Below are 8,595 nucleotides of genomic sequence, written 5' to 3' on the forward strand. Positions count from 1 at the left end.
ATACTCATTTTTTGAGCACTGGTCTCTTAAAAAGATTAAAATTTTACTGCTGTTTATTTACAACATTCTGAATGTCAGACGGTGAAAAGAAGTTGTTCCATATTCTTTAATGGCAGCTCTGTGTTTAGGTGTTGGATAACCTGCATTATTTTCCCAGCCATACATCGGGAATTTCAGAGCAAGGTCTTCCATTAAATCATCCCGATATGTTTTTGCCAGAACAGAAGCTGCTGCAATTGATAAAAACTTACTGTCTCCTTTTACAATACAAGTATGAGGAATTGAAGGATAGTTGATAAAACGGTTTCCGTCAATCAGTAAATGTTCAGGTAAGATGTTTAACTTATCTACTGCCAGGTGCATGGCTTTAAAACTCGCTTTCAGGATATTGATTTTATCAATATCTTCATTTGAAACTTCTGCAACAGCCCAGGCAAGGGCATCGTTTTCAATGTCTTTTCTAAGTGATTCTCTTTGTTTTTTGGTAAGTTGTTTCGAATCATTCAGGAAACTATGCGAGTAATTTTTGGGAAGAATCACGGCAGAGGCCATAACAGGGCCAGCCAGACATCCTCTTCCTGCTTCATCCAGGCCCGCTTCAATCAAATTTTCATTATAGAAACTTTTCAACATATAGTTTTACTGATGTAAGAGAATTCAGGTAGTTTATTTTTTCGAAAATTAATCAATTTTTCCCAACGGCTTCGTTCATTGGCGTGATTTTTGTATAGAAAACCCTAGAATCCGCACAATTCCCGCCAAGTGGCACGATATTCGTTATGACTTTTATAGTCAGGATACTGCCTCCTTTTCCCATGATTTTACGAAACCTGAATGAACAGAAGTATCGTTTTCGTTCTTCCCGCATTCAAGGAGTTGATAATTATTATGCTTATGTGAATTATTCATTTATTTTGAATAAGTTTTTAAAAACTGACATGCCCAATTTCAGACAAATAGGACTGATTCTTATTTCTGCAATTACTTTGCTGAGGGAAGCATCTGGCCAGCAATCCGCTGGTTTGCTTACGGAAGCGAACAGAAATTTTGAGTTAATGAAATATCCTGCTGCGGTGCAGGGATATGAGCAAATTTTAAAAAAGAAGGACGTTAGTCTTTCTGATGCCGATAAACTTGCTGCTTTGCTGAAGCTTGGGTTTAGCTATAAGCAGGTTCGTGACGGTGCCAATGCAGAAAGAGTTTACCGGGAAGCCCTCCAGGCAAACCCCACACTCTCCGGAGAAGACAATAAGGCCTATCTGTATTATGCCCAGTCTCTCGCCAATAATGGTAAATACGAAGAATCACAAAAGTTTTACGAAAGATATAAACAATCCTCAGGTACTGCGGATGTCAGTAAATTCTATGGAAAAATAAATCAGACTTTACCGGATGCTTCAAATTCTACTTCAAAATACATTGTTGAATACCTGAATATTAATAGCAACAGGCCTGAATTTAGTCCGATGTATTACAAGAGCGGAATCGTTTACTGCTCAGGAAAAGGTGCAGCATCTAAGCTTCTGAGCGAGAAAAAAGGACCTTTTCTGGATCTCTATTATATTAATGACTTAAGTTCACTTAATGCCGTTTCTGAAGATGGTCATGTGCTTAAAACCACAAAGACCCCGGGAGAGAAGTTTTTAGGGCATGATTATTATTCCAGATCAACCGCTAATGATTCGAAGACGTTAAATTATTTTGCTGATAATTTACCTAAACCTCAATCTAAAGCAAAAGTAATAGAGCCTACTCCTGAATCTGAGCAATTCAGTAAATCGCTTAATACCAAATATCATGAGGGTCCGGCGACTTTCAGCAAAGATTTTTCAAAGATTATCTTCACCAGAAATAATTTCAATGAAGGTGCTCAGGGTAAAAGTGAGGATAATGTGACGAAATTGAAATTATATACCGCAGAGTCAAATAATGGTGTCTGGGGAGAAGCAGTGGAATTGCCCTTTAACAGTAATGAATATTCAGCAGGACATCCGGCATTAACAAAAGATGGGAAACTTCTTTATTTTGTGTCTGATATGCCCGGTGGTTCAGGTGCGACTGATTTGTACGTTTCTGAAAATAAAAACGGAAAATGGACTGCCCCTAAAAATCTGGGCAATCTTGTCAATACCAAAGGCAGTGAAATGTTTCCTTTTGTGGATGAGAACGGAAATCTGTATTTTTCTTCTGATGGGTTACCGGGGAAAGGATATCTGGATATATTTTTCATAGAAATAAAGAATGGTTTACCGGTTGGAAAGGCTATGAATCTCGGAGAACCATTTAATTCACCCAATGACGATTTTGGAATCATTACAGATGGAGAAAGAAAAGAAGGATATTTCAGCAGCGACCGTAAGAAAGGGGATGACGATGATATTTACAGATTCAGAAGAGAAAGTATTCTGTACAATTGCAGAGAACTGACTCTTGTTGTATTTGATTCTGAAAGTAAAAAGGCCCTCGACAATGCTGAGGTAGAGCTGGTACGGAAAAACGGTATTTCTGAGAAAAAATTCACCAATAAGGATGGCAATATTAAATTCTGTATGAATGAAAGTGCGGAATACACTTTCAAAATTCAGAAAAGCGGGCATTTGATTAATACTGTAGGCTATTCTACAATTGGAGAATCTGATAATAATCCTTCACGCATTGAAGTGCCACTTTCAAAAATCCCTGAAATTTCCTCAATACCTGCCACATTACCTTCTTTAAGTACGACGCCTGAAAAAGTAGAAGTTTCCCCTATTTTGCCGGGATCTTCCGTTAAAAAGCCTGTAAACGGAGGTTCTATATTAAAAGGTATTGTAAAAACAGAAGTTGAAAAAAGACCTATTGAGGGTGTAATGGTAATACTTAGAAATGCCTGTGACAATACTTCTCAGAGTGCTGTTACCGGACCTGATGGTGTTTATAGCTTCGAAATGGAAGATGGATGTGATTATATCCTCGAAGTAGCGAAGGATGGATATGGCAAAAATGTTAATAAAATCAAGAAAATTAAAAAAGGCAAAGTAAAGGAGATTTCACAGGATTTAAGCTTGTTTAAGGAAGGGGACGTCGTTACGATTGACAACATTTATTATGATTCAGGTAAATCCTCTATTCGTAAAGATGCTGCCCGGGAATTAGATAAACTTGCTGCCACCTTGTTGAAATATCCTGAAATGGTGATTGAAATAGGCTCTCATACAGATAGCAGGGGAGAGTCGGCTGAAAATCAGGCATTGTCTGAGAAAAGAGCAGAAGCTGCTGTTGAGTATATTTCACACAAAGGCGTTGACCGCAACAGAATGCTGGCAAAAGGGTATGGAGAAAGCGATCTGGTAAATGAATGCGGTGACGGAGTCAGTTGCACAGAAGCAGAGCATCAGAAAAACAGAAGAACAACGGTTAAAATTATTAAGGTAAAGTAAGTACGGTAAAATTAAATTTATTAGCTAATTTAGGAGGCGTCTGGCCTGATTTAGAAATTCAGAAATATTTTAAGTCTGAGGTAATTCGCAAAAATCCTGTTTATTTAAAAATTATAATCTTATGCGTTCTTTTCTGCTTTTTACAGTAATAGTAGTAATTTCATTTTGTTCAAATGCACAGTTTCATAAAGAAAAAGTACTTTTCAGGTTGGGTGTCAGACAATTAGGAATGACCGGCGATGTGCCATTCAAAGATGATGCTTCTCTTAATATTGGTGTTGATGCAGGAGTTGGAATCAGTTATAAAATTACCTCTAAATTAAAGTTTCAGCCGGAAATACATTATAGCCAGAGAGGCTTTCGCTCAAAGCATAATTATACAGATTCAACCTATATCGAAAACACCATTTCCTTACATTATGTTGATTTTAGCCCGAATTTATCATTTAATCTTTTGAAAAAAGGCCTTCGTGGCGATTGGCTTAATATTTGGGGAGGCCCTTATGTAGGATATGGTTTTGCCGGAAATACCACCGTTTCAGAAAAAGTACTGAACGACCGTACTAATAAGGCAGATACAACTCTTACCAGATCTGTTAATAGTTTTTCTAACGGAGTTAAAAGATTGGATTATGGGGTAAATGTAGGAGTAGGATTTAAACCTAATCAATTTGTGACGATAGGAGCAACTTATAGCCTTGGTCTGAATAATCTTTCGGACGATAACAAGTACACTTTATATAATCATTCATTTGGCCTGTTTCTGACCGTACTGTTTGATGACTTATTTTAAAAAGAAACTGGCCTGAAAGACCGTTTTTACAATTCTTCCAGGCCAGTTTCTTTTTCCTGTTATCTTTCAAAAAGGAGTCTTTCTCCTTTTTTACTTTCATCAAATTTGCCGTTTTCAAAAGCCAGATGTCCGGAAACGATAGTGTGTGTAATTTGAGAATGGAAGGTTTTTCCCAAAAGAGGAGACCAGTTGCACTGATAGAAGATATTATCAGCGGTTACTTTTGACTCAGCCCCGAGGTCAACCAGAACCAGATCTGCCCAATAACCTTCTCTGATGTATCCTCGTTTTTCCAGCTGGAAACAGTCTGCCACAGCATGAGACATCTTTTCAACAATTTTTTCCAAACCGATTTTTCCCTCCCGGCTCAGTTCAAGCATCATTTGTAATGGATGTTGAACCAATGGTAAACCTGACGGAGATTGCCAGTAAGCCTTTTGCTTTTCTTCCCAGAGATGCGGCGCATGGTCTGTTGCAATAACATCCAAACGGTTGTCGAGAAGTCCCTGTAGTAATTTTTGCTTATGGCCGTCAGCCTTTATAGCCGGGTTACATTTGATTTGATTTCCGAGTGTCTCATAATCACGGGCATCAAACCAAAGGTGATGAACACAAACTTCAGAGGTGATTTTTTTATCTTTTAAGGCAATAGTGTTATCAAATAAAGAAAGCTCATCAGCAGTAGAAATATGTAAAATATGAAGTCTTGTTCCGTGCTGACGTGCTAATCTCACCGCCATTGAGGAAGAAATAAAACAAGCTTCTTCATTTCTTACCAAAGGGTGAATTCTGGCATGAGGTTCGTCACCATATTTTTCTTTAAAAATTTCAGTATTTCTTCTGATAGTCGCTTCATCCTCACAATGCGTAGCCACTAACATCGGGCTATTTGAGAAGATATTTTCCAGCGTTTTTTCGTTATCTACCAGCATATTTCCGGTTGAAGATCCCATAAAAACCTTAATACCGCAGACATTTCTTGTATTGGTTTTTAAAACCTCTTCAATATTGTCGTTCGAGGCACCCATATAAAATGAATAATTAGCCAGTGCAGTACCTGAAGCAATTTGATATTTATCTTCTAAAAGTGTCTGGTTAAGGGCATTCGGGACAGTATTCGGCATTTCCATGAAGGAAGTTACCCCACCTGCCACAGCAGCTCTTGCTTCAGAGTATATCGTCGCTTTGTGCGTCAGACCTGGTTCGCGAAAATGTACCTGGTCATCAATAACACCCGGAAGAAGATATTTTCCTCTGGCATCTATAATTTTATCAGCGTTTAATCCGGAGAGGTCTGAACCTGTTTTCTGAATTAAACCATCCTTAATGAAAACATCAAGTGATTGTATATTGCCTTCGTTAACGACTTGGGCATTGATAATTAAAATGCTTTTCATTTTATGTGAATTTTTGAATGGCAAAAATAGTAAAAACCCTCAGACTTTCGGAACGTTTTGCCTGAAGCCTGAGGGTTTTACAAAGTATAATGCGTTATTATTTAATTTCCAGAACCTTAAATTCTGTTCTACGGTTCATCTGATGCTCTTCTTCCGTACAAGGTACTCCATCGGCACACTTGTTAACTAATTGGGTTTCTCCATATCCTTTTGCTACAATTCTGTTCGAAGAGATTCCTTTGGAAATAATATAAGTTACGGCTGATTCTGCACGTCTTTGAGAAAGTTTCAGGTTATATTCTGACGTAGCTCTTGAGTCAGTATGAGAACCTAATTCCAGCTTAATGGAAGGATTATCTTTCAGAATCTGAACAATTTTATCAAGCTCTACTGAAGCATCAATTCGGATATCAGATTTGTCAAGATTGTAATAAATTGGTGCAATTTCAAACAGCTTTGTGATTTCTTTTCCGACTTCCGGTTTGTCTAGTTTAATAGCCACCAGAAAAGTTGTATCCGTTTCAGCCCTGGTTAAAGATTCCAACGCAATACTTTTCCCGATCATTGAGAAATTCTCACGTTTGGTAAAATATCCGTTTTTTTCTGAAATTAAAGTATAACTCTTCCCTTCTTCGAGCCGGGCTTTCCCAAAATAACCTGAACCTGAAGTATAAAGCTCTTCAATGGCCTGTCCTGAAGAATTTTCCTGAATGGTAACTTTTACAGAATCCAGCGTTTTGTTGTTTATATCTGAAACTGTTCCGGCGAGAAAATAACGGATTTTCTTAGGCACATCTTTTTTAACAATAACAGGAGGCTCTTCAATGTATTTTTTACCAGGCTGGGTATTTTCATAATAATAGATATCATCATCACCTTTTCCTCCTTCACGATTTGATGAAAAATAGCCTTTTGTAGAATCAATGGCAACCAAACCAAAATCATCTGCTTTTGAGTTAAGTGGAATACCAAGGTGTTCTACGCTGATTTCTCCGTCTTTACGCGTTGCTACAAATAGATCCAAACCACCTAAACCGGGATGTCCGTCAGAAGCAAAATATAATTTCCCGTCTTGTGTAACGTATGGGAACATTTCATCTCCGGCAGTATTGATATCGCTGCCCATATTTACCGGACGGCCAAATCTTCCTGAATTATCAATATTTGCCCGATAAAGATCTATGCCGCCTTTTCCTCCGGAACGATTTGAACCGAAATATAAAGTTCTGCCATCTGCTGAGAAGGCCGGGCAGCCATCCCACGACAAGGAATCTGATACGGAGATCATTTCCGGTTCTGACCAGACGCCGTCAGCGAGTCTTGAAATATACAAATCAACATCGGGAGAAAGATCACGGCTTTTTCCGGTATTTCCTCTCGCAAGAATCATCATCTTTCCGTCTTTGGAAAAAGCAGGAGTTCCTTCGTTGGCATTTTGAATAAGAATATTCTGACTGAATAATTCCGGAGTACCTGCTTCAGTAGTAGAGGATAGTTTAGCTTTATAAAGTCCTAAAAAAGGTAAGCCGTTATTCTTGTAAGTTTGATCCTTGCGAGAAGCAGTAAAAATCAAATCTGATCCTTGCAGTACGGGAGCAAATTCTGACCCGGTAGTATTAAGGCTGACGGGTTTAATTTCTATATAAGTTTTCTGTTTTGCCAGATTCTCAATTTCCGGTAACATGTCAAGCTCTTTTTGAGCTTTTATCTTAAATTCTTTGCCTGGAATACCTGAAAGGTATTTCTCCAGATTTTGAGCTGCTTCCTGGTATTTTCCATCAGCTTTCAGGGCGTAAGCCAAATGGAAACGCAGGTCATTTTCCTTACTTCCGCCGGCAAGTGCTTTTTCGTAATAATTTGCAGAAAGAAGCGGTCTGTTTGAAAGTCTGTAAGACTCTGCAATCAGGTAGTTGGTTACAGCTGTGTTATAGTTGGCATTTGAAACAGGCACTAAGTCTTTTATTGCAAGATCATATTCTCCCTTGTCAAATCTTTTCTGACCTTTTTTGAAGGATTGAAGAGTAGAATTGCAGCTACAGATCAGCGCTGTTATTGACAATAAAAATATCGTGGTACGCAGTTTTTGCATAGTAAAGTAGAATTTTTTCACAAGATAGGCAGTTTAGCCATTTTACAAACGAATTTAGCAAGGAAATGATTGTGAAATTATACAGTTTTTCAGAAATAATAGAGAGAATAATAGTAGTGTTTGAAAATTGTCGTAACTTTGCACCCTTGATTTTGAGGAATACTAATATTCTCATTTTCAGAAAGTTATTGTTTCCTGTTTTTGAAATAAATTTTAGAGGATTAATTAACAGAGAAGTCCTTAGCTCTCAGAATCAGCGCAATAAAAAAATATTTTTTTACAGCAGTGATGTTGCAAATATTTAACAATTAAAAACATGAGAAAAAGAATTCAAAAAGAAGAATTCAGCAGCGAGAGAAGACAAAATACTCGCCAGAGAACACAGGATGTTCAACGTGAACTAAGAGGAGAAAAGAGTGAACCAAAAGGAGATCGTAAACCATTTGGAGAGAAAAAATCCTTTGGAGGAGAACGTAAAGATTTTGGTGACAGAAAACCTTTTAACAGAGATGGTGGGAATGGATTCGGGAAAAGAGATGATTTCAAAAAGAAAGACTTTTCAGGAAACAGAGGAGAACGCAAAGATTTTGGTGACAAAAAACCATTTAAGAGAGATTCAGAAGACGGATTTCAAAAGAGAGATTTTTCGGAAAATCGTAGAGAACGTAAAGATTTTGGAGATAAAAAACCATTTAAGAGAGATTCAGAAGGCGGATTTGAGAGAAAAGACAGCTTCCAAAAGAGAGATTTTTCAGAAAATCGTGGAGAGCGCAAAGATTTTGGAGACAGAAAGCCATTCAAAAGAGATTCAGAAGGCGGATTTGAAAAAAGAGAAGGTTTCCAAAAGAGAGATTTTTCAGAAAATCGCGGAGAGCGCAAAGATTTTGGGGATAGAAA

Annotated in this window: 5 protein-coding genes and 1 pseudogene; 3 read left to right on the plus strand and 3 right to left on the minus strand. The window is 37.8% G+C overall.

Going from position 1 to position 8,595, the window contains the following annotated elements; genetic code table 11:
* Positions 1-57: 57 nt before the first annotated feature.
* Positions 58-633, minus strand: coding sequence for a ribonuclease HII (rnhB, locus tag BM179_RS06720; protein ID WP_092014159.1), 576 nt, complete (start codon positions 631-633; stop codon positions 58-60).
* 182 nt (positions 634-815) lie between these two features.
* Between rnhB and BM179_RS06725 the strand changes: the two genes are divergently transcribed.
* Together BM179_RS06725 and BM179_RS06730 are read left to right on the plus strand one after the other, a co-directional pair.
* Positions 816-3,419 (plus strand): OmpA family protein, encoded by a 2,604-nt coding sequence (locus BM179_RS06725; protein ID WP_177219316.1) that lies wholly within the window; start codon positions 816-818, stop codon positions 3,417-3,419.
* A gap of 121 nt (positions 3,420-3,540) precedes the next feature.
* Positions 3,541-4,212, plus strand: coding sequence for a porin family protein (locus tag BM179_RS06730; protein ID WP_092014166.1), 672 nt, complete (start codon positions 3,541-3,543; stop codon positions 4,210-4,212).
* Between the two features lie 59 nt (positions 4,213-4,271).
* On the opposite strand, the gene BM179_RS06735 is transcribed toward BM179_RS06730, so the two are convergent.
* The gene (locus BM179_RS06735) at positions 4,272-5,609 is read right to left on the minus strand and encodes a dihydroorotase (RefSeq protein WP_092014169.1); all 1,338 of its coding nucleotides are present in this window, start codon (positions 5,607-5,609) and stop codon (positions 4,272-4,274) included.
* Between the two features lie 97 nt (positions 5,610-5,706).
* Complete coding sequence (locus tag BM179_RS06740) at positions 5,707-7,698, minus strand: CHU_0125 family OmpA-like outer membrane integrity protein (protein ID WP_092014181.1); 1,992 nt, start codon at positions 7,696-7,698, stop codon at positions 5,707-5,709.
* A 316-nt stretch (positions 7,699-8,014) separates the two neighbouring features.
* Here BM179_RS06740 and BM179_RS25215 point away from each other — a divergent pair.
* A pseudogene (locus BM179_RS25215) lies at positions 8,015-8,595 on the plus strand (hypothetical protein); the annotation flags it as partial.

The organism is Pseudarcicella hirudinis (assembly GCF_900115665.1).
In the GTDB taxonomy this organism is placed as follows: domain Bacteria; phylum Bacteroidota; class Bacteroidia; order Cytophagales; family Spirosomataceae; genus Pseudarcicella; species Pseudarcicella hirudinis.